We start from the raw sequence: 19,767 nt of genomic DNA on the forward strand, positions 1-19,767 counted from the left end.
CATGTCGCGCTCGCTCCAGGTTCTGGGCTTCGGCGCCCTGGCAATCGATGACATCATCTATGTTGATCGAGGGCTTTCGGCCGGCAAGGGGAAGGTGACGAAGCGGACTACGGACCATGGCGGCAACGTGGCGACGGCTCTTGTCGCCGTCGCCCGGCTTGGCGGGCGCGCCGGCTTCATCGGATGGCTCGGCGATGAGCCTGCGGCCGATCTGGCCGGTGCCGAGCTCGAGCGCGAGGGTGTCGACATATCTCTGGCGCCACGCCATGCCGCTGCCGCGCCGATCCGCTCGGTGATCACGGTCGGTCCTGACGGCGACCGGTTCATAGCCTATGACGACGATGTGCTGCACGGCACGTCGGACGCGCTGCCCGACAATGTTTTGATGCAGGCCCCGGTCCTGCTGATCGATGGTTACGCGACGCACTCGGAAAGTGTTGTGGCGCGGGCGCGCGCGCTTGGCCTAGCCGTGATAGCCGATATCGAATGGACGGTCGGTGCCGCGACGGACCGAATCCTCGCCTTCGCCGACCATCTGGTGCTGCCGCTCGCTTTCGCTAGAGATTACACCGGTGAAAATGATCCAGCGATCATCCTGGAGAAGCTTTGGTCAACGGATCGGTCCGCTGTTGTCCTGACCGATGGCGAACGAGGGAGCAACCTGCGCCAGAAAGGCGACGCCACCCGCTGGCATTTGCCGGCCTATCAGGTTCAGGCGGTCGACACGACCGGCGCCGGCGATTGCTTTCACGGTGCCTACGCTCTTGCGCTTGCTGAGGGTAAGAGCCCGCTTGATTGCGTTGCCTATGCCACGACGGCTGCCGCCATTTCCGTGACCGCACGGGGAGGGCGCAGAGGCCTGCCAGACAATCGAACATGCCTGACATGGATGGCGGCGGAAAATGCACCCGTGCCGCGCCCGATTCCGCGATATCACGATTAGCGCGAGGTAGTGCGTGCCGACGTCGTCCACTGCCCGGGGGAGTCGCACGGCTGATTGTAAGGGGTTGAAAGATCCTCCAATAGCTGCCGTGCCGACCTTAAAAATTACGCGCGTTAAAAAATATTGTTTCGCAAAAAAGCCCATTGTTATCGGATTAAACATGAACAAATTCAAATAGATATAGTAAATAGTCGATAACGCATGGCGCTTTGACATCGATTCTTTTGTTGACTTTTAAGGTCAGGCCTGAGCCTTCTTGTCGAAAGCATCGGAGACGGTGGGAGCGCCGTTTGAAGACGTGATCCGGACTGATATGGGAGGATGAGACGTGGCTGTGGTTGTACTGGACAAAATCTGCAAGACCTATGGAAACAGCTACCATGCGATCAAGGATCTGAGCCTGACGATCCATGATGGCGAGTTTCTGATCCTGGTCGGTCCATCCGGATGCGGAAAATCGACCGCGCTCCGCATGATTGCCGGGCTTGAGGAAATCAGCAGTGGAACCTTGAGCATCGGCGGTCAGGACGTCGTCGATCTCGCCCCCAAGGACCGGGACATTGCCATGGTCTTCCAGAGTTATGCGCTTTATCCGCACATGACGGTGTTCGACAACATCGCCTTTTCGATGAAGCTGGCCGGAAAGACCAAGGTCGAGCGAACCAAGCGCGTGCATGAGATTGCCAAGACCTTGCAGCTGGAAAGCTTGCTGGGCAACAAGCCCGCACAGCTTTCCGGCGGCCAGCGCCAGCGTGTTGCGATGGGCCGCGCCATGGTCCGCGAGCCCGCGGCATTCCTCATGGACGAACCGCTTTCCAACCTCGATGCCAAGCTGCGTGTTCAAATGCGCGCGGAGATCGCAAGCCTGCAGAAACAGCTGGGCGTCACGACGATTTACGTGACGCACGACCAGACCGAAGCCTTGACCATGGGCGATCGCGTCGCGGTGCTGAAGGGCGGCGTGCTACAGCAGGTGGACACGCCCAAGGCTTTGTATCACCGCCCGGTCAATGCGTTTGTCGCAGGCTTCATCGGGTCGCCCTCGATGAACCTATTCGAAGGGCGTCTGGAGGGCATGCGGATCCAGCTGCCGGGCTTCTCCATCCCCCTGTCCGACGGCACGTTTGAGCGGGCTCCCGGCCTTTCCGCTTTCGAGGGAAAAGCCCTGATCTTTGGCGTCCGGCCCGAGGATCTCTACGACAGCCAGTTGCCGTCCGGGGCGTCCTATCCGACGATCCCGGTTGTCGTGAAGTCGATCGAGGAGCTTGGCTCGGAGTTGATCGTGCATTTGAAGATCGACGCGGTCCGGATCGACTCGGGCGACCCCGACGCCGTCGAAGACTTGAGCGGCGCCGCCAACGCCGTCGCTCGCTTCGAAGCTGTCAGCGCGGTCGAGACGGGCCAATCGATCAATCTGGCAATCGACCCGGCGAAACTTCATTTCTTCCATCCTCAAACGCACATGGCTTTGAACTGACCTGGGAAAAGCCGAGAGGCGCCGATGGCGGTTCGGCCGGCAGAAGACGTCTTCGGCGTTTGACGTCTTGAAAGCCACCCCATTCGGCGCCGAAACCGGCGTTCATCTTCAACATCCGACAAAGGGCTTATCGATGCCAGCAAAACAGGAACGACGCCTCCGCATCGGCGTACTGGGAGCCGGCCAGATTGCCCAGGCGGCCCACTTCGAGAGCTGCACGAAGGCTGCCAATGCCGATCTCTATGCGATCTGCGACGTAGCCGAGGATCTTCGCCAGCGTATGGCAATCACTCATGGGGCCGGCAAAACCTATGACGACTACGACAAGATGCTGGCCGATCCCGACCTCGATGCCGTGATCATCGCGACCGCCGATGCTTTTCACGTCCCGGCCTCCATCCGCGCCCTTCAGGCCGGCAAGCATGTCTTGTGCGAGAAACCCGTCGGTGTCACCGTCGAGGAATGCCTTGAATTGAAGGCGGCGGTCGATCGGTCGGGAAAAGTGTTTCAAGTCGGGCATATGAAGCGTTTCGACGCAGGGCTCCAGGCGGCGAAATCCTTCATCCGCGATGAGATGGGTGAGATGGTCGCTCTGAAAGCATGGTATTGCGACAGCACCCATCGCTATCCGATGACCGATGCAGTCCAGCCCCTGATCGTCAGCAGCGCCAATGCGCGAAAACCCTCCGCCAATCCGAAAGCCGACCTGCGCCGCTACTACATGCTTGCGCATGGTTGCCACCTGATCGACACGGCACGGTATTTCGCCGGCGATATCGTTTCCGTCGCGGCTCGTCTGTCCGAGCGAGCCGGTATCTGGTGCTGGTTCGTCGAGGTGGAATTTGCCACCGGCACGCTCGGCCACCTCGATCTCACCGTGCAGGTGCGCATGGACTGGCACGAAGGTTTCCAGATCTACGGCAGGAACGGCAGCATTTTGGGCAAGACCTATAACCCGTGGTACTACAAGACCAGCGAGGTCGACATTTTCCGGGAAGCGGACGGCGCGACCCATCGCGTTCTCGGTGCCGACGGTCATTTCTACCGCCGTCAGGTCGAAGGCTTCGCCCGCACCATTCTGGATGGCGCAGTGATGGAAGGCGCCGACATCGATGATGGCCTGGCCTCCGTACGGGCGATGGTCGCCGTCGCGCGTTCCGTCGAAAGCGGCAAGGCGGTTGCGCTGGCTGACGTCACGGGTGGCGTGTGATGAAGCTCGGCATTTTCGCAAAGACCTTCGACGGTACGAAACCCTCGATCGTCCTCAATTCGGTCGCGGAGGCCGGGTTCACCTCGGCGCAATACAATATGGCCTGCTCGGGCCTGCCACCAATGCCGGAGACGATTAGCGAGGCCCAGGCCCGCTCGGTCACTGAGGCGGCGCGTAGCAGCGGCGTCGAGATCGTCGCCGTATCCGGCACCTACAACATGATCCATCCCGATCCTTCCATGCGCGAGGTCGGGCTTCGAAAATTGGCGACGTTGGCCGAGCGTTGCGTCGGCATGTCAACGGGCTTGATCACGCTCTGCACCGGCACACGCGACTCCATCGACCAATGGAAGGCGCATGCCGACAACAACACGCCGGCAGCTTGGCGCGATCTCCTCGAAGCCATGGAAGCGGCCGTCACAATCGCCGAGCGCTACGATGTGGATCTCGGTATCGAGCCCGAGCTTGCCAATGTGGTCAACTCGGCTGAGAAAGCCCATCGGCTGATCTCGGCGCTGAAGAGCCCTCGCATCAAGATCGTGCTCGATCCGGCCAATCTTTTCGAGGTTGCGACGCTGGACGATCAGCGGCGCATCGTGTCTTCCGCGATCGATCTTCTGGCCGATCGGATCGTCATGGCGCATGCGAAAGACCGCCATCCCGACGGCAGTTTCGCGACCGCCGGCAAGGGCATCCTCGACTATGCGCATTATCTTCGCTGCCTCAAGGCGATTGGCTTTTCCGGCAGTCTTGTCACGCATGGTCTCTCAGCCTCGGAGGCGGCGGGTGCGGCGACCTTCCTGAAGAGTGCGCTCGACTGCGAAGGCGCGGGGAGAGGACGGTGAGACGGGCTCAATCGTTCGAAACCAACGATGGGACCATTCTCAACGTCGACATGGCGGGCGAGGGCGTGTCAGCAATATTCCAGCACGGCCTATGCGGCGACGCGGCGCAGACGGATGAGGTCTTTCCGCGCGAAACCGGATATCGCCGGGTTACGGTCGAAGCCCGCGGTCACGGCCGTTCTCGAGCCGGCAATCTGGAGCAGTTGTCGATTTCGACCTTCTGCGATGATATCGCCGCTTATATCGAGAAAAACCTTGCGGTGCCGGTCGTGATTGGCGGCATCTCGATGGGTGCTGCGATCGCCTTGCGTCTCGCGGTCAAGCGGCCCGATCTTGTCAACGCTCTGATCATTGCAAGGCCGGCCTGGCTGACGGCTTCGGCGCCGGACAATATGGCGCCCAATGCCGAAGTCGGGCGGCTTCTAAAAACCCTGCCGCCGGATGAAGCAAAGCAGGCATTTCTTGCCGGTCCTGTCGGAGTGCGGCTCGCCGCCGAGGCCCCGGACAATCTCGCCTCGCTTGCCGGTTTTTTCTCCCGCACGCCTCTGGACGTGACCGCCGAACTGCTGACCAGGATCTCAAATGGCGGCCCTGATGTGACTGACGCGGACGTTCGCAATCTCGCCTTGCCGACGCTCGTCATCGGCCATGATCACGATAGCATTCATCCTCTCTCCTACGCGCGTGCTCTTGCCGCGCGGATTGCCGACGCGCGTTTCGTACAGATCACGCCGAAAACTGAGAGCCGTCCGCAATACGTCGCCGACTTTCGGCTTGCCGTCGGTAATTTTCTGAAGGAGCTCTGAAACAATGCCTACCCCCGAAAAAACCTGGATCGCCGATCTTCCGAAGGATCGATTGATTGCCGAATTCTCCGTCTGGTCGGCCGATCTGATGCGTCTCGCCGATGATCTCGCGCGTGTCGATCCTCACGTCGACATCCTCCACATCGATGTCGCCGATGGGCATTTCGCGCCGGCAATGTTGTTTTTCCCCGATCTCGTCGCCGGTTTGCGCAAAGTTTCCACGCACCCGATCCACGTTCATCTGATGGTTGCGGACAGTATCATCCTGTCGCAGGTCGAGCAGTTCGCCGATGCCGGCAGCGATCTGATCAGCCTTCATGTCGAAAACGAAAGCGTCGCCGACGAGGCTCTAGATCTTCTCGATCGCCGCGGTATTGCAGCCGGAATGGTCCTCAAGGTCGATACCCCCGTCGAGCGGATCGAAAAATACGCTTCCAGGCTGCGTTTTGTGACGCTGCTTGGCACGGCGATCGGCGTCAAGGGCCAGGGCCTCGACGAAAAGGCCGGCGCCCGGCTTCAACAGGCAAAGCAGATCATCGCCGGCTGCGGCGCGGCCGATCGAATCGTGCTTGCGGCCGATGGCGGTATTCGCGAGCACACTGTGCCTCTCCTGCGCCAGTCGGGTGCGGAAACGGTGGTTCTCGGTTCCCTGGCTTTCAATGCGCCATCGCTCGAAGAGCGGATGGCATGGGTCCGCGCACTCTAACTTTTGGTCTTCACATGCAGCAGGTTGCCATTGGTATAGACCTCGGCGGAACGCAGGTGCGGGCCGCCCTTGTCGATGAGCAGGGCAGGATCCTGGCGCGCTTAGCCGAACCAACGGATGCGCTGGCCGGCCCCGACCGGGTGCTCGTCCAGATTTGCGGCCTGGCCGATAGACTGCTTGCAGCATCGAACCCCGCTTCGGTGGTCGGCGTCGGCGTATCCGCTCCGGGCCCGCTCGATACGGTCGCCGGTGTCGCGACTGACATTCCGACCCTCTCGGGCTTCGTCGATTTTCCGCTGAAGGCGGAGTTGCAGAAGCGGTTTCCGTTCCCGGTCGACCTCGAAAACGATGCTATTGCCGCGGCGATCGGCGAGTGGCAATTCGGTATCGGCAAGGGGCTTGATAACCTCGTCTATGTCACGGTGAGCACCGGGATCGGCGGTGGCGTTATCTCGGACGGCCGCGTCGTGCGCGGCCGCAAGGGCATGGCGGCGCATGTCGGCCACATGTCGGTCGTGCCGAACGGAGAGCTTTGCCCTTGCGGCAACAGGGGCTGTTTCGAGGCCTATGGATCCGGACCGGCTTTTGCGCGGCGCGCGCAAATGCGGGCGATGGAAAGCCACGAGACGACGTTAGGCACCAACGGCGGCGCCATCGACAGCCGCAGCGTTTTCGCGGCAGCCAGAAATGGCGATCGTCTCGCCAATCAGCTGATCGATGAGGAAGCGGAAATTCTCGGCCGCGGCTTCACCAGCCTGATCCATATCTTCAGTCCCGATATCATCGTCATGGGGGGAGGGCTTTCCCACGAATTCGACCGGCTGCAACCGGGCATTCAAGCCTATATCAGCCAGTGGGCAATGCCGGCATTCAAGGATGTCAAGGTGATGCTGGCAGCACTGGATCAGAACTCGGGCCTAATCGGTGCTGCGGCTCTGGCGTTCCTGGCGGGGAAGGTTGCTCGGACGTGATACAATCCCGGGACGATTGGTTTCGTCAGGTTCGCCGGTTCAGCTCGTCTTCGCTTACGCCAAAGTGGTCGAGGATGATGCCGACGTTGCGACGGTGAGACTTGAAATAGATATCGAAGATATCGCCGATCAGCGGGACCGTGCCGCAGGCGGCGTCGACGCCGAGATTGACGCCCATGCGGGCGAGTTTGTGGGCGGGAAGACCAAGCCGCCTTGCCTCGTCGATGATGAACAGACCGATCAGCGATCCGGCAACGTCGCCGATGGCCGGGAGGAGGCCGAGGACCGAGTCCGCACCAATCCGCACGCCGATGACCGGCAATCTGACTGCGGTATCCATCAGACGGGCTATGCCGACGGCGCGCCGAATCCGTCCGAGTTCGGCAGAGGTGAGGTATGTCGTGCTGCCCGTCGGCATCAGCGACCGCCCGGCGCGAAGTGGATTTTCCGAAGCAGCGAAGTTCCGATGCGACCGCAAAGATTTTCCATGACCGTGAAACGCCGCAAACTCAATAAGGTTCGTCTGCGGCGTGATCGGAGATCTCGATCTTATCTTCCGTCGGGAACCACGACCAATTTGCCGACGAAGTTCTTTGCCATGAAATCGGTCTGGGCGCGGTGGAATTCCGACAGCGCATAGACACCGCCGACGAGGGGCCGGATTTTCCGGCTTTCGATATAGCCGACGATCCGGCGGAAGTCGGCGCGGCTTCCCTGGCTTGATCCATGCAGTTCCAGCTGCTTCAGATACATCGTCCGCAGATCGAGCTGGACCACCGGGCCGGCGATGGCGCCGGCCGTCGTATAGCGGCCTTCGGGACGCAGGATCTTCAAGAGGTCGTTGAACAGCGGCCCGCCGACAAGATCGGCGACGACATCGATCGGCTGGCCACGGCTGGCCGAATGGACGGCTTCGACCAGATCGCCCTTGCCGCGGGTCACGACTGCCTCGGCGCCGATATCGAGCATCGCCGCCTCCTTGCCGGGACCAGCGACTGCGATCGGGATGGCGCCGCGGGCACGTGCGAGCTGAATGATTGCCGAGCCGACGCCGCCCGAGGCACCGGTCACGAGGACTCGTTCGCCGGCGGCAAGCCTTGCACGTTCCAGCATGCGCTCGCCGGTCAGATAGGCGCAGCAGAAGGTGGCGAGTTCGATGTCGGTCAGATCGGTTGCGACGACATGAGCGTTCTCGGCCGGCAGTGCCATATATTCGGCATATCCGCCGTCGCGGCCATGGCCCATGTAATCGATATCGGCGAGGCTGTCGTCGTCGCGGTTGTAGATCGAGAAATCGACCATGACGCGTTGGCCGATGCGGGCCGGATCGACGCCGGCGCCGACGCCGACGATATGGCCGACCGTATCGGTGCCCTGAATACGCGGAAATGTCAGCGTGTTGCCCTGCCTTCGCCATGTGGAGACGGCGGACGGATCGTCCTCGGTGCCGTAGGCGCCTTGCCGAACCCAGACGTCGGTATTGTTCATGCCGCAAGCCGTGACGCGGATCAGAACCTCGCCGTCCGCCGGCCTCGGGACGGGCACGTTCCTCTGATAGGCGAGCTTCTCCAGGCCGCCATGACCGGTCAGCAATACGGCCGCCATCTTTTCGGGGATCGTCATGTTGATCGTCTCCCTCAGATGTTCTTAAAGACGGTGTCGATCGCGTCCGCCGCCGCCTTGACCACGATGTCGGCCTCTTCGCGCGTCAGGCAGAGCGGCGGGGCGAAGCCGAGGATATCGCCCTGCGGCATGGCGCGGCCGATGACGCCGCGTTCGAGAAGAGCAGTGGCGACCTGCGGGCCGATCTTGCGGCTGGCATCGAAGAATTTGCGATCATCCCTGTCCTCGACGAATTCGACCGCCGCCATCAGACCGTCGCCGCGGACTTCGCCGACGTTGCGGTGGCTGCCCACCGCTTTCTGCAGTTCCGAGCGGAAATAGGCGCCCGTCGTGCCGGCATTCTCGACGATGCCGAGTTCGTCGATCAGTTCGAGATTGGCAATGCCGGCGGCGGCGCAGATCGGATGGGCGGAATAGGTCCAGCCGTGGCCGATCGCCCCCATCTGGTCGGAACCCTGCACCAACACCTGCCACATCTTCTCCGAAACGATCGTGCCGGAAAGAGGAGCGTAGGCCGAGGTCAGGCCCTTGGCGATGGTGATCAGGTCCGGCTTCATGCCGTAATGATCCGAGCCGAACATCGTGCCAAGACGGCCGAAGCCGGTGACGACTTCGTCGGCGACGAGCAGGATGTCATATTTGTCGAGCACGGCCTGGATCTTCTGCCAGTAGCCCTTCGGCGGTGGCACAATGCCGCCGGTACCGAGAATGGGTTCGCCGATGAAGGCGGCGACGGTGTCCGGGCCTTCGGCGAGGATCATCTCCTCGAGTTTGTCAGCGCAATATTGCGAGAACTGCTCCTCGTCCATCGACCGGTCGGGGCGGCGGAAGTAATAAGGTGCTTCGGTGTGCAGCACCGGTGCGCGCGGCAGGTCAAAGGCATTATGGAAGAGTGCCAGGCCGGTGAGGCTGCCGGTCATGACACCGGAGCCGTGATAACCGCGCCAGCGCGAGATGATCTTCTTCTTGTCGGGCCGGCCGAGGATGTTGTTGTAATACCAGATGAGCTTGATGTTGGTTTCGTTGGCATCGGAACCCGAGAGACCGAAATAGACGCGGCTCATGCCATCAGGCGCGCGGTCGATGATCATCTTCGAAAGCGTAATCGAGGCCTCGGTGCCGTGGCCGACATAGGCGTGGTAATAGGCAAGGTTCTTTGCCTGTTCGGCGATCGCGTCGGCGATCTTCTGGCGGCCATAGCCGACATTGACGCAATAGAGGCCGGCAAAGGCGTCGAGACTTTTGCGTCCCGTCGTGTCGGTGATGTAAACGCCTTCACCGCCGGCGACGACGCGGGTCGGCGTCTCGCCGCGCGCATGCATACCCATATGCGTCGAGGGATGGAAGAAGTGATCGCGGTCCCAGGCGGCGAGTTCGTTGCTTTTCTCGAGCATGTTCTATCCTCTTCTTGAAATGGAGCGGCTTAATGCATGTCGCTCGGAAGTGTGCAGCGGTTCCGGGACAACGACATGCATAAAAACAAAGAGCTTTAGGCCGCCGTGTCGATGCAGAGATATTTGAGCTCGGTGAAGGCTTCGAGCCCATGGCGGGAACCCTCGCGGCCGAGGCCGGACTGCTTCCAGCCGCCGAAGGGTATGGGGCCGCCGGTGATCGTCACGCGGTTGACTGCCACCATGCCATATTCCAGTGCGCGCCCGAGGCGCATCTGGCGGGCGCCGTTCTCCGTGACGATATAGGCGACGAGGCCGTATTCGGTATCGTTGGCGCGGGCAATGACCTCTTCTTCCGTGTCGAAGGTGGTCACGGCCGCCACAGGCCCGAAGGTTTCCTCGCGCATGATCAGTGCATCCGCCGGCACTTCGGTCAGCAGCGTCGGCTCATAGAAAAGCTGGCCGGCCTTGTGGCGCCTGCCGCCGGCGATGAGCCGGGCGCCGCGCGCCAGCGCGTCGGAGACCTGCTCCTCGACCTTGGCGACGGCGCGTTCATGCATCAGCGGCCCGATCTCGGCGCCATCCTCGAGCCCGGCGCCGACCCTCAATTTGGCAATTCGGGCGGCAAAAGCCTTGGCGAATGCATCGGCGATCCGCCGCTGGACGAAGATCCGGTTGGCGGCAAGGCAATCCTGGCCCGATGTGGCAAACTTGGCGTCGACGGCGATCTCGACCGCCTTGGCGATATCAGCGTCGTCAAAGACGATCAGCGGGGCGTGACCGCCGAGCTCCATCACCAGCCGCTTCAGGGTCGGCGCACATTGGGCAGCGATCAGCCGTCCGATCCCGGTGGAACCGGTGAAGCTGATGGCACGCAGGCGGGTGTCGGCACACATGCGTCCGACGATCGTCGCGGCATTGCCGGTGACGACGTTGAAGACGCCGGCCGGAATGCCGGCCCGTTCGCCGAGCTCGGCAAGGGCAAGCGCCGAAAGCGGTGTCTCGGAGGAGGGATGGGCGACGACCGTGCAGCCGGCGGCAAGCGCGGCAGCTGCCTTTCGGGTGATCATCGCAGCGGGGAAATTCCACGGCGTGACGATGCCGACGACGCCGAGCGCCTCGCGCCGGACGATCATTTCGGCGCCGGGCAGGTGGCTGGTGACGCTCTCGGCGTTCAGCCGCTTGCCTTCCTCGGCATACCATTCGACGAAGGAGGCGGCGTAATCGATCTCGCCGCGCGATTCCGCCAGCGGTTTGCCCTGTTCGAGCGTCATGATCAGCGCCAGATCCTCCTTGGCCGTGAGCATCAGCGCGTGCCAGTTGCGCAGGATCGCCGCGCGGTTCTGCGGCAGCATCGCGCGCCAGGCGGCAAAGGCCTCCGATGCTGCATCGATCGCCGCTACCGTCTCCTCCGCGCCGAGGTTCGCAACCCAGGCCAGCGTCCCCGAGGAAGCCGGATCGGTAACTTCGAAACTTTTGCCCGTCGTGCCGGCGATCCATCGGCCGCCGACATAGGCAAGATCGCGCAGGAGATGACGGTCGGAAAGCCGCGACAGCGCGTCATGATAGGCGGGGCGGGCAAAAACGGCGGTCATGTCCAATCTCCTTTGCGGTGACATGAAGTCTTCCATGGGAGCGGACGAGAGATTGTCTGTTGGCGGAGGCGAGAAGAGAGAGATGGTCTAAAGGATGGCGCCTTAACAGAGAGATTGGCTAGCGCATAACCCCGAAAATCGATTTTCGGAAAGGATTATGCGCCAGTTAAAGGTGTTAGAGCGTCCTTAGCGCGTCCTTTTGGACGCGCGGCGCTCTAGCGCGCGCTTTGTTCATCGCCGATGGCGGCGAAGGAAGACACCGGAAGCACTGTTTCCTCCTTCACCGTTTTGGTGACGATGTAGGTGAAATAGCGGTCGATGCCGAGTTCGCGGTCGAGAAGCCCGTCGACCAGCCGCTGATAGGCGTCGATATCGGGGGCGATGATCTTTAGGATATAATCGACGCCACCGCCGACCGACCAGCAGGCGACGATCTCCGCGATTGCGGCGACGGCGCGCTCGAAGCGTTCGAAATCCGCCTGACGATGGTTGGCGAGCGTCACCTCCATCATCACGCTGGCGACCGGGGCGATGCGCCGCGGCGCGACGCGGGCGTGGTAGCCGGTGATGATGCCTGCCTTTTCGAGCTTGCGCAGCCGCATCCAGCACGGCGTCGGCGACAGTCCGGCCTTTTCGGCCAGCGCCAGCTTGGTGATGCGGCCGTCGCGCTGGACGGCGTCGAGAATGCGCAGGTCGATGGCGTCGAGCTTCATGGTGCTTTCTTTAGAAAGAAATCATTTCAAACGCAGCGAAAAGACAATGGAAGCGCATTTTGGCATTGTCAATTGAACTGATTTTCAGCAGTGTTGAAATCATGACAAAGTGGCGCCCCGATCCCTCGCAACTCCGCAGGCCGGCCTATCTCTCGCTTGCCGAGCAGATCGCCAACGCGATTACCGACGGCAAGCTCTCCGACGGCACGCAATTGCCGCCGCACCGCAAACTGGCGGATGACCTGCAGCTTTCGGTGCAGACGGTCAGCCGCGCCTATGACGAGCTCAGCCGCCGGGGGCTGATCTCCGGCGAGATCGGACGCGGCAGCTTCGTCCAGACCAGGCCGCGCGAGCCGGAGCCGCCTTATCTGCCGGAACGGCTGGGCGAGGTGATTGATCTGTCGATCCTGAAGCCGGTCTGCGAGCAGATCCATCTGGAAAGGCTGCGCCAGGCCTTCGGCTGGCTTTCGGAAAACCTGCCCTCCAGCTCGGCCCTGTCGTTCCGGCCGAACATGGTCTTTCCGCGCCACCGCGCCGTTGCCACCGAATGGCTGGCGCGCTGCGGACTGGAGGTGTCGCCGCTGAATATCAGCGTGACGAACGGCGCGACCTCGGGCATGACGGTGGCGCTGATGAGCGTCGCGCCGCCCGGCTCGACCATCGCGACAGAGGCGGTCAGTCACCATACGCTCGTGCCGCTCTGCGGCTATCTCGGCCTGCACCTCGAAGGGCTGGCGATCGATGAGCAGGGCATGATCCCCGAGGCGCTTGATGAAGCCTGTCGCACGGGGCCGATCCGGGCAATTTTCCTGCAGCCCTCGGTGATCAATCCGATGGCGGCGCTGATGAGTGCGGAGCGCCGGCAGGCGCTCGCCGCCGTCGCCGCAAAGCATGACATCGCGATCATCGAAAACGATGTTCTCGGTCCGATGGTCGAAAACCGCGCGCCGCCGATGGCCGCCTTTGCGCCGGAGCGGACGCTCTACGTCACGAGCTTCACCAAGATCACCGTTCCGGGGCTGCGGATCGGCTACCTCGTCGCACCCGACCGCTATGTCGCCGCCGTCGCCAATCGGCATCTCGTTTCCAGCTGGATGGCGACACCTGCCATGGCCGAGATTGCTACCCGCTGGGTCAGCGACGGCACGGCGATGGAACTCGTCAACTGGCAGCGCCGCGCCCTTGCCAGCCGGCATGCGATTGCGGCGGAGATGCTGGCCGGTTTGTCCTACCGGGCGCATCCGCAAAGCCTGCACGTTTGGCTGCCGCTCTCCGGCAACCATGAGGAAGACGGGTTCGTCTCGCAAGCAAGGCTGCGCGGCGTAGCGATCGCGCCTGGCAAATCGTTCCGCACCGCCGATCAGGGCTGGACGCCGGCCGTGCGCATTTCGCTGGGTTCGACGACGGAAGACGAATTGCGCACCGGGCTTGGTATCGTCGCCTCACTGGCGCAGGGAAATCCGGAAGAGCTGCTGCTTGCGATTTAAGCCGTTGCCGTGCCTTTGAGCACACGCAGAATAATTGTCATGATATTATTTTACGAATTGACATGATTTTGATCGGCCGTCATCGTTAGGGCATTGCTTGTCTCAACAGGGAGAGACATGAATGCCTCAGCCCATCATCCGCATCGACAACATCGTGAAGAGATACGGCCCGCTGACCGTGCTCGACGGCCTGTCGATGAATGTCATGCCGGGCGAAAAGCTGGCGCTGATCGGGCCGTCCGGCTCCGGCAAGACGACGATCCTGCGCATCCTGATGACGCTGGAGACGATCAGCGGCGGCCATATCGAGGTCGATGGCGAACAGCTCTATCACATGCCTGATAGCAACGGGTTGGTGGCAGCCAATGAGCGGCACCTGCATCGCATGCGCGAAAAGATCGGCATGGTTTTCCAGCACTTCAATCTCTTTCCGCACAAATGCGTGCTCGACAATGTGACCTTGGCGCCGATGCTGACGAAGGGCATCAAACGGCCGCAGGCCGAAAAGCGGGCAATGGAGCTTCTCGACATGGTCGGCCTGGCCGACAAGGCGAGAAGCGTCCCGGCGCAGCTTTCCGGCGGGCAGAAGCAGCGCGTCGCCATTGCCCGGGCGCTGGCGCTGTCGCCGAAGATCATGCTGTTTGACGAGGTGACCTCGGCGCTTGACCCGGAACTGGTCGAGGAGGTGCTGAACGTCATGCGCCGGCTGGCGTCCGAAACCGACATGACCATGCTTCTCGTCACCCATGAAATGGGCTTCGCCCATGATTTCGCCGACCGTGTGCTGTTCTTCGATCGCGGCAAGATCGTCGAGGAAGGCAAGCCGGGCGATATCTTTCGCAATCCGACGCAGGAGAGGACGCAGACCTTCCTGCGCAAGATCATTGCGGCGGGGCACCGCGTCTGACCACAGACATTGCCCGCAAAGAACAAACTCAAGGAAAGCCAGAGGAGTTGGGAACGATGAAAGCAGGATATCTTTTGACCGCCGCCAGCCTGTCGGTGCTGCTGATGGCGGCGGCCGGCCCGGCATCCGCCGCCGATGACAAGCTCGAGCAGCTGAAGGAGCAGGGCTTTGCCCGTATCGCCATCGCCAACGAGCCGCCGTTTACGGCCGTCGGCGCCGATGGCAAAGTGTCGGGCGCCGCGCCCGATGTGGCGCGCGCGATCTTCGAAAAACTCGGCGTCAAGGAAGTGGTGGCTTCGATCTCGGAATATGGCGCGATGATCCCCGGCCTGCAGGCCGGTCGTCATGACGCGATTACGGCGGGGCTGTTCATGAAGCCGGAGCGTTGCAATGCCGTTGCTTATTCCGAGCCGATCCTCTGCGACGCCGAGGCCTTCGCTCTGAAGAAGGGCAACCCGCTGAAGCTGACGAGCTACAAGGACATCGCCGACAATCCGGACGCCAAGATCGGCGCGCCGGGCGGCGGCACCGAGGAGAAGCTGGCGCTTGAGGCCGGCGTGCCGCGCGACCGTGTCATCGTCGTTCCGGATGGCCAGAGCGGCATCAAGATGCTGCAGGATGGCCGCATCGACGTCTATTCGCTGCCGGTTCTGTCGATCCACGACCTGATGGCCAAGGCGAATGATCCCAATCTCGAAACCGTCGCTCCCGTTGTCAATGCGCCGGTCTATTGCGATGGCGCCGCCTTCCGCAAGCAGGACGTCGCACTGCGCGACGCCTTTGACGTCGAGCTTAAGAAGCTGAAGGAATCGGGCGAATTCGCCAAGATCATCGAGCCCTACGGCTTCTCGGCCAAGGCGGCGATGTCGACAAGCCGCGACAAGCTCTGCGCCGCGGCGAAGTAATCGAGGCGAGCAGCTGGCCGTGCCTTGGGCACGGCCAGCTTATCCCCGAACGATCTCCAGAGAAGTGAGTTGCCGATGTCGGTATGGTCCGGCTATCTGACACTGATCCTTGATGGCGCCCTGGTGACGCTCCAGCTGACGATCATGGGATCTGCGCTGGCGCTTGTCATGGCCTTCCTGGCGGGCCTCGGCCGTCTGTCGCGCTTCTTAGCCGTGCGGGCTCTGGCAACCGCCTACATCGAGTTCTTCCGTGGCACCTCGATCTTCGTCCAGCTCTTCTGGGTCTATTTTGTGCTGCCTTTTGCCGGCCTGACACTCACGCCGCTGCAGGCGGGTGTCCTGGCGCTCGGCTTGAACGTCGGCGCCTATGCGGCGGAAGTGGTACGCGGTGCCGTCAAGGCCGTCGGGCGCGAACAGTCGGAAGCCTGCGTTGCGCTCAACCTGTCACGATACCAGCGCATGCGCCACGTCATCCTGCCGCAGGCGCTGCCGCTGATGCTGCCGACCTTCTGCAACAACGCAATCGAGCTTCTGAAGGGCACGGCAGTCGTATCGCTGATCTCGCTGACGGATATGACCTTTCAGGCGCAGGTGGTGCGGGCGCAGACCGGCAATACGCTGGTGCCCTTCGCGACGATCCTCATTCTCTATTTCCTCATGGCCTTGGCGATTTCGGCGGCGATGCGCTGGCTGGAACGGCGGATGGCGCGCAGCCTCGACGGCATAAGGACCTGATCGGATGGAATGGGATTGGGACTTCGTCTGGCAAATCATGCCGACCCTTCTCGAAGGGTTCAAGATCACTCTTCTTGCGACCATCCTCGGCGCTGCCGTTGCCATGGTTGTCGGCCTGGGTCTTGCCATTGCGCGGCGGTCACCGGTCGCCGCCGTGTCGCGCACGGTCGGCTTCATCTCGGAATTTATCCGCGGCACGCCGCTGCTGGTGCAGCTCTACTTCATCTTCTACGTGCTGCCGGATATCGGCATCCGGCTGGCGCCGTTGGTCGCCGGCGTCATCGGTATGGGCATTCATTATGCAACCTATACTGCCGAGGTCTATCGCGCCGGCATCGAGAATGTGCCGCGCGGACAATGGGAAGCGGCCAAGGCCACCAATCTGACGACGCGCCAGGCCTGGATCCACGTGGTCCTGCCGCAGGCGATCCCGCCGATGATCCCGGCACTCGCCAATTATTTCATCGCCATGTTCAAGGAGACGCCGCTGCTTTCGGCGATCACCGTGCTCGAACTGATGAACCAGGCAAAGAGCATCGCCAACAGCAACTACCGCTACATCGAGCCGATGACGCTGGTCGGCGTATTCTTCCTCGTCATCAGCCTGATTTCGGTCGTGGGCTTGCGCTGGCTCGAGGAACGTTACGCCAGGATGGATGATTGACCATGCCCGCAAAGATCGAAATCATCCCGGCCGGCCGGCTGCCGCGACTGGACGATCGGCCGCTCGAAAAGCGCATCGGCCTGGTCATTCTGGCGACGGACCACACGACGGAGGTGGACTTTCAGCGCATGGTCGCCAGCGATCGCATCGGCGTCTATGTCAGCCGCATCCACTACGCCAATCCGGTCACACCGGAAAACCTCCTGAAGATGCAGCCGTCGCTGACGCAAGGCGCAGCCCTGATCCTGCCGGATGAGGCGCTCGATGCCGTCATGTATTCCTGCACCTCCGCCTCTGTCGTCATCGGCGACCGCAACATCGAAGCGGCGATCCACGCGTCCAAACCCGGCGTTCCCGTGGTGACGCCGACGGCTGCGGCGGTGAAGGGTCTGAAGGCGCTCGGCGCCAGGCGGATTTCGATGCTGACGCCCTATACGATCGAGACCAGCCGGCCGATGGCGGATTATTTCGCGGATCTCGGTTTTACGATCGACCGCTTCACCTGTCTCGGCCTGACGGATGATCGCGAAATGGCGCGGATCGCGCCGGATGAAATTGCCGCTTTCGCGCGCCAGGTGCTGGCGCCGCAATCCGATGCGCTGTTCATCTCCTGCACGGCCCTGCGCGCCGCTCAGGTCGCCGCCCGGATCGAAGTCGAGACCGGCAAACCCGTGGTCACCAGCAATCTCGCGACGGCCTGGGCTTGCCTCAGGCTTTGCGGCGATGATCGGCCGCGGCCCGAACTCGGTCAGCTGATGACCAAGCCTTATCGCGAAGGCTGAGATCATGGTGAGCGCTTTGTCTGTTACGCTGGAGGACATTCGTGCGGCGGCGCGGCACATTACGGGCCGGGTGCTTGCCACACCGATCGTGCAGTCGGCATCGCTCGGCGAGATCGCCGGCACTCCCATCTGGCTGAAGCTCGAACATTATCAGACGACCGGCAGTTTCAAGTTGCGCGGTGCGACCAATGCGGTGCTGTCCCTGTCGCCGGAGCAACGCTTGCGCGGCGTCGTTGCAGCCTCGACCGGAAATCATGGCCGGGCGCTTGCCCATGCGGCGAAGGCGCAAGGTGCTGTCGCAACCATCTGCATGTCGCGGTTGGTGCCGGAGAACAAGATTTTAGAAATCCGCCGCCTCGGTGCCGATGTGCGCATCGTCGGACGATCACAGGACGAGGCGCAGCAGGAGGTCGACCGGCTGGTCCGCGAGGAGGGGCTGGTGATGGTTCCGCCCTTCGATCATCCGGTTGTTGTCGCAGGCCAGGGGACGCTGGGGCTCGAAATCATCGATGCCTTGCCGGACGCCGCGACTGTGCTGGTACCGCTCTCGGGCGGCGGCTTGGCGGCGGGCGTTGCCGCCGCCATCAAAGGCGTCAGTCCGAAGACCAAGGTGATCGGCCTGACGATGGAGCGGGGTGCGGCGATGAAGGCGAGCCTCGATGCCGGGTGGCCGGTGCAGGTCGAGGAGGTGCCGAGCCTTGCCGACTCGCTCGGCGGCGGCATTGGCCTCGACAATCGCGTGACCTTCGCGATGTGCCGCGAACTTCTCGACGGCGTCATCCTGCTGACGGAAACGGAAATCGCTGCCGGCATGCGCCACGCCTATTTCAGCGAACGCGAGATCATCGAAGGCGCGGGCGCCGTCGGCATCGCAGCGCTGCTTGCGGGAAAGATCAGCTCCCGCGGTCCCGTCGTCGCGATCCTGTCCGGGCGGAATGTCGACATGGAACAGCACCGCCGGGTGATCAACGGCGAGACGGCAATCTTCGGGGAGGGTGGGCCATGAGCCGGATGATCATTCTGACGGAAGCAGAATTGCGGAAGATCATCGCGCTCGATCGCGATGCGGTCGCCTGCATCGAGCAAGCTTTCGCAGCGCTTGCCACCAAGACCGTCGCCATGCCGCCGATCCTGCGGCTCGACATTCCGGAATATCGCGGCGAAGTCGATGTGAAGACCGCCTATGTGCCCGGCATCGAAGGTTTCGCAATCAAGATCAGCCCCGGCTTCTTCGACAATCCGAAGATCGGCCTGCCGAGCACCAACGGTATGATGGTGCTGCTGTCGAGCCGAACGGGCCTGGTGCAGGCGCTGCTGCTGGACAATGGCTATCTGACCGATGTGCGCACCGCCGCAGCCGGCGCCGTCGCGGCAAAACATCTGTCGCGGGAAAATGCCTCCGTAGCCGCCATCTTCGGAGCAGGCGTTCAGGCGCGGCTGCAGCTCGAAGCGCTGACGCTGGTGCGGCCGATCCGCGAAGCCAGGATTTGGGCGCGGGATGCCACCAAAGCGCAAGCCGCGGCAGCCGAACTCGCGGGAAAGCTCGGTTTTCCCGTCACCGTGACATTGGACCCCAGGGGTGCAATCGGCGGCGCCGACCTCATCGTCACCACCACACCCGCGGAAAGCCCGATCATTGAGGCCGGGTGGCTGGAACCCGGACAGCATCTGACGGCCATGGGCTCGGATGCGGAACACAAGAACGAGATCGATCCGGCCGCCATCGCCGGCGCCGGCCTCTATGTCGCCGACAGCCTGAAACAGACGCGGTGTCTGGGCGAGCTGCACCACGCAATCGATGCCGGCCTGGTCGCGATGGAAGAAGTCTTCGCCGAACTCGGCCAGATCGTTGCCGGCCAGGCGCAAGGACGGACGAGCGACCACCAGATCACCATCGCCGACCTCACGGGAACCGGCATCCAGGATACCGCCATCGCCACGCTCGCTTTTGCCCGCGCCGGCGCGGCGAATGCCGGGACCCCATTCGAAAGCTGACCGGCATTCGCC

20 protein-coding genes are annotated in these 19,767 nt (G+C 62.4%); 15 read left to right on the top strand and 5 right to left on the bottom strand.

From position 1 onward, the window contains the following. The first annotated feature begins 1 nt into the window (after position 1). The 7 genes from J3O30_RS22460 (at position 2) to J3O30_RS22490 (ending at position 6,958) form a co-directional block, all read left to right on the top strand. Positions 2–943, top strand: coding sequence for a PfkB family carbohydrate kinase (locus J3O30_RS22460; protein WP_207584790.1), 942 nt, complete (start codon positions 2–4; stop codon positions 941–943). A 328-nt stretch (positions 944–1,271) separates the two neighbouring features. Then, positions 1,272–2,420 carry a sn-glycerol-3-phosphate ABC transporter ATP-binding protein UgpC gene (gene ugpC / locus J3O30_RS22465; RefSeq protein ID WP_207584791.1) on the top strand — a complete coding sequence of 383 codons (1,149 nt, stop codon included), beginning with the start codon at positions 1,272–1,274 and terminating at the stop codon, positions 2,418–2,420. A gap of 133 nt (positions 2,421–2,553) precedes the next feature. Next, positions 2,554–3,630 carry a Gfo/Idh/MocA family oxidoreductase gene (locus J3O30_RS22470; RefSeq protein WP_207584792.1) on the top strand — a complete coding sequence of 359 codons (1,077 nt, stop codon included), beginning with the start codon at positions 2,554–2,556 and terminating at the stop codon, positions 3,628–3,630. Next, on the top strand, positions 3,630–4,475 hold the full coding sequence (locus J3O30_RS22475; RefSeq protein ID WP_207584793.1) for a sugar phosphate isomerase/epimerase: 846 nt from the start codon (positions 3,630–3,632) through the stop codon (positions 4,473–4,475). The genes J3O30_RS22470 and J3O30_RS22475 overlap by 1 nt, the downstream gene beginning before the upstream one ends. Beyond that, on the top strand, positions 4,472–5,281 hold the full coding sequence (locus J3O30_RS22480; protein ID WP_207584794.1) for an alpha/beta hydrolase: 810 nt from the start codon (positions 4,472–4,474) through the stop codon (positions 5,279–5,281). The genes J3O30_RS22475 and J3O30_RS22480 overlap by 4 nt, the downstream gene beginning before the upstream one ends. 4 nt (positions 5,282–5,285) lie before the next feature. After that, positions 5,286–5,987, top strand: a complete 702-nt coding sequence (locus J3O30_RS22485) for a ribulose-phosphate 3-epimerase (RefSeq protein WP_207584795.1) — start codon at positions 5,286–5,288, stop codon at positions 5,985–5,987. 14 nt (positions 5,988–6,001) lie between these two features. Further along, complete coding sequence (locus J3O30_RS22490; protein ID WP_207584796.1) at positions 6,002–6,958, top strand: ROK family protein; 957 nt, start codon at positions 6,002–6,004, stop codon at positions 6,956–6,958. Positions 6,959–6,983: 25 nt separating this feature from the next. On the opposite strand, the gene J3O30_RS22495 is transcribed toward J3O30_RS22490, so the two are convergent. The 5 genes from J3O30_RS22495 to J3O30_RS22515 all read right to left on the bottom strand — a co-directional run bounded on the left by J3O30_RS22495 (position 6,984) and on the right by J3O30_RS22515 (position 12,280). Beyond that, positions 6,984–7,376, bottom strand: coding sequence for a DUF4112 domain-containing protein (locus J3O30_RS22495; RefSeq protein ID WP_207584797.1), 393 nt, complete (start codon positions 7,374–7,376; stop codon positions 6,984–6,986). Positions 7,377–7,507: 131 nt separating this feature from the next. After that, a complete protein-coding gene (locus J3O30_RS22500) occupies positions 7,508–8,581 on the bottom strand; it encodes an alcohol dehydrogenase family protein (protein WP_207584798.1) in 1,074 nt (357 codons plus the stop codon). A gap of 14 nt (positions 8,582–8,595) precedes the next feature. Further along, complete coding sequence (locus tag J3O30_RS22505) at positions 8,596–9,975, bottom strand: aspartate aminotransferase family protein (protein WP_207584799.1); 1,380 nt, start codon at positions 9,973–9,975, stop codon at positions 8,596–8,598. A 95-nt stretch (positions 9,976–10,070) separates the two neighbouring features. Further along, entirely contained in the window at positions 10,071–11,567 is a 1,497-nt protein-coding gene (locus J3O30_RS22510; RefSeq protein WP_207584800.1) for an NAD-dependent succinate-semialdehyde dehydrogenase, read from the bottom strand. 215 nt (positions 11,568–11,782) lie between these two features. Next, positions 11,783–12,280: an Lrp/AsnC family transcriptional regulator gene (locus J3O30_RS22515; RefSeq protein ID WP_207584801.1), complete on the bottom strand. Its 498-nt coding sequence runs from the start codon at positions 12,278–12,280 to the stop codon at positions 11,783–11,785. Between the two features lie 101 nt (positions 12,281–12,381). On the opposite strand from J3O30_RS22515, the gene J3O30_RS22520 reads away from it, so the two are divergent. From J3O30_RS22520 to eutC, 8 genes are all read left to right on the top strand, one after another. Then, positions 12,382–13,767, top strand: coding sequence for a PLP-dependent aminotransferase family protein (locus J3O30_RS22520; protein ID WP_207584802.1), 1,386 nt, complete (start codon positions 12,382–12,384; stop codon positions 13,765–13,767). Between the two features lie 121 nt (positions 13,768–13,888). Then, positions 13,889–14,674, top strand: a complete 786-nt coding sequence (ehuA, locus tag J3O30_RS22525) for an ectoine/hydroxyectoine ABC transporter ATP-binding protein EhuA (protein ID WP_207584803.1) — start codon at positions 13,889–13,891, stop codon at positions 14,672–14,674. Positions 14,675–14,730: 56 nt separating this feature from the next. After that, positions 14,731–15,579, top strand: a complete 849-nt coding sequence (gene ehuB, locus J3O30_RS22530; protein ID WP_207584804.1) for an ectoine/hydroxyectoine ABC transporter substrate-binding protein EhuB — start codon at positions 14,731–14,733, stop codon at positions 15,577–15,579. Positions 15,580–15,654: 75 nt separating this feature from the next. Continuing rightward, the gene (gene ehuC / locus J3O30_RS22535) at positions 15,655–16,314 is read left to right on the top strand and encodes an ectoine/hydroxyectoine ABC transporter permease subunit EhuC (protein WP_207584805.1); all 660 of its coding nucleotides are present in this window, start codon (positions 15,655–15,657) and stop codon (positions 16,312–16,314) included. A gap of 4 nt (positions 16,315–16,318) precedes the next feature. Then, the gene (gene ehuD / locus J3O30_RS22540; protein WP_207584806.1) at positions 16,319–16,978 is read left to right on the top strand and encodes an ectoine/hydroxyectoine ABC transporter permease subunit EhuD; all 660 of its coding nucleotides are present in this window, start codon (positions 16,319–16,321) and stop codon (positions 16,976–16,978) included. 2 nt (positions 16,979–16,980) lie between these two features. Next, a complete protein-coding gene (gene eutA / locus J3O30_RS22545; protein ID WP_207585169.1) occupies positions 16,981–17,760 on the top strand; it encodes an ectoine utilization protein EutA in 780 nt (259 codons plus the stop codon). A gap of 4 nt (positions 17,761–17,764) precedes the next feature. Continuing rightward, positions 17,765–18,766, top strand: a complete 1,002-nt coding sequence (eutB, locus tag J3O30_RS22550) for a hydroxyectoine utilization dehydratase EutB (protein ID WP_207584807.1) — start codon at positions 17,765–17,767, stop codon at positions 18,764–18,766. Further along, a complete protein-coding gene (eutC, locus tag J3O30_RS22555) occupies positions 18,763–19,755 on the top strand; it encodes an ectoine utilization protein EutC (RefSeq protein ID WP_207584808.1) in 993 nt (330 codons plus the stop codon). Before eutB ends, eutC begins: the two co-directional genes overlap by 4 nt. The last annotated feature ends 12 nt before the right edge of the window (positions 19,756–19,767 follow it).

The sequence above is a fragment of the Rhizobium sp. NZLR1 genome, from assembly GCF_017357385.1.
Classification (GTDB): domain Bacteria; phylum Pseudomonadota; class Alphaproteobacteria; order Rhizobiales; family Rhizobiaceae; genus Rhizobium.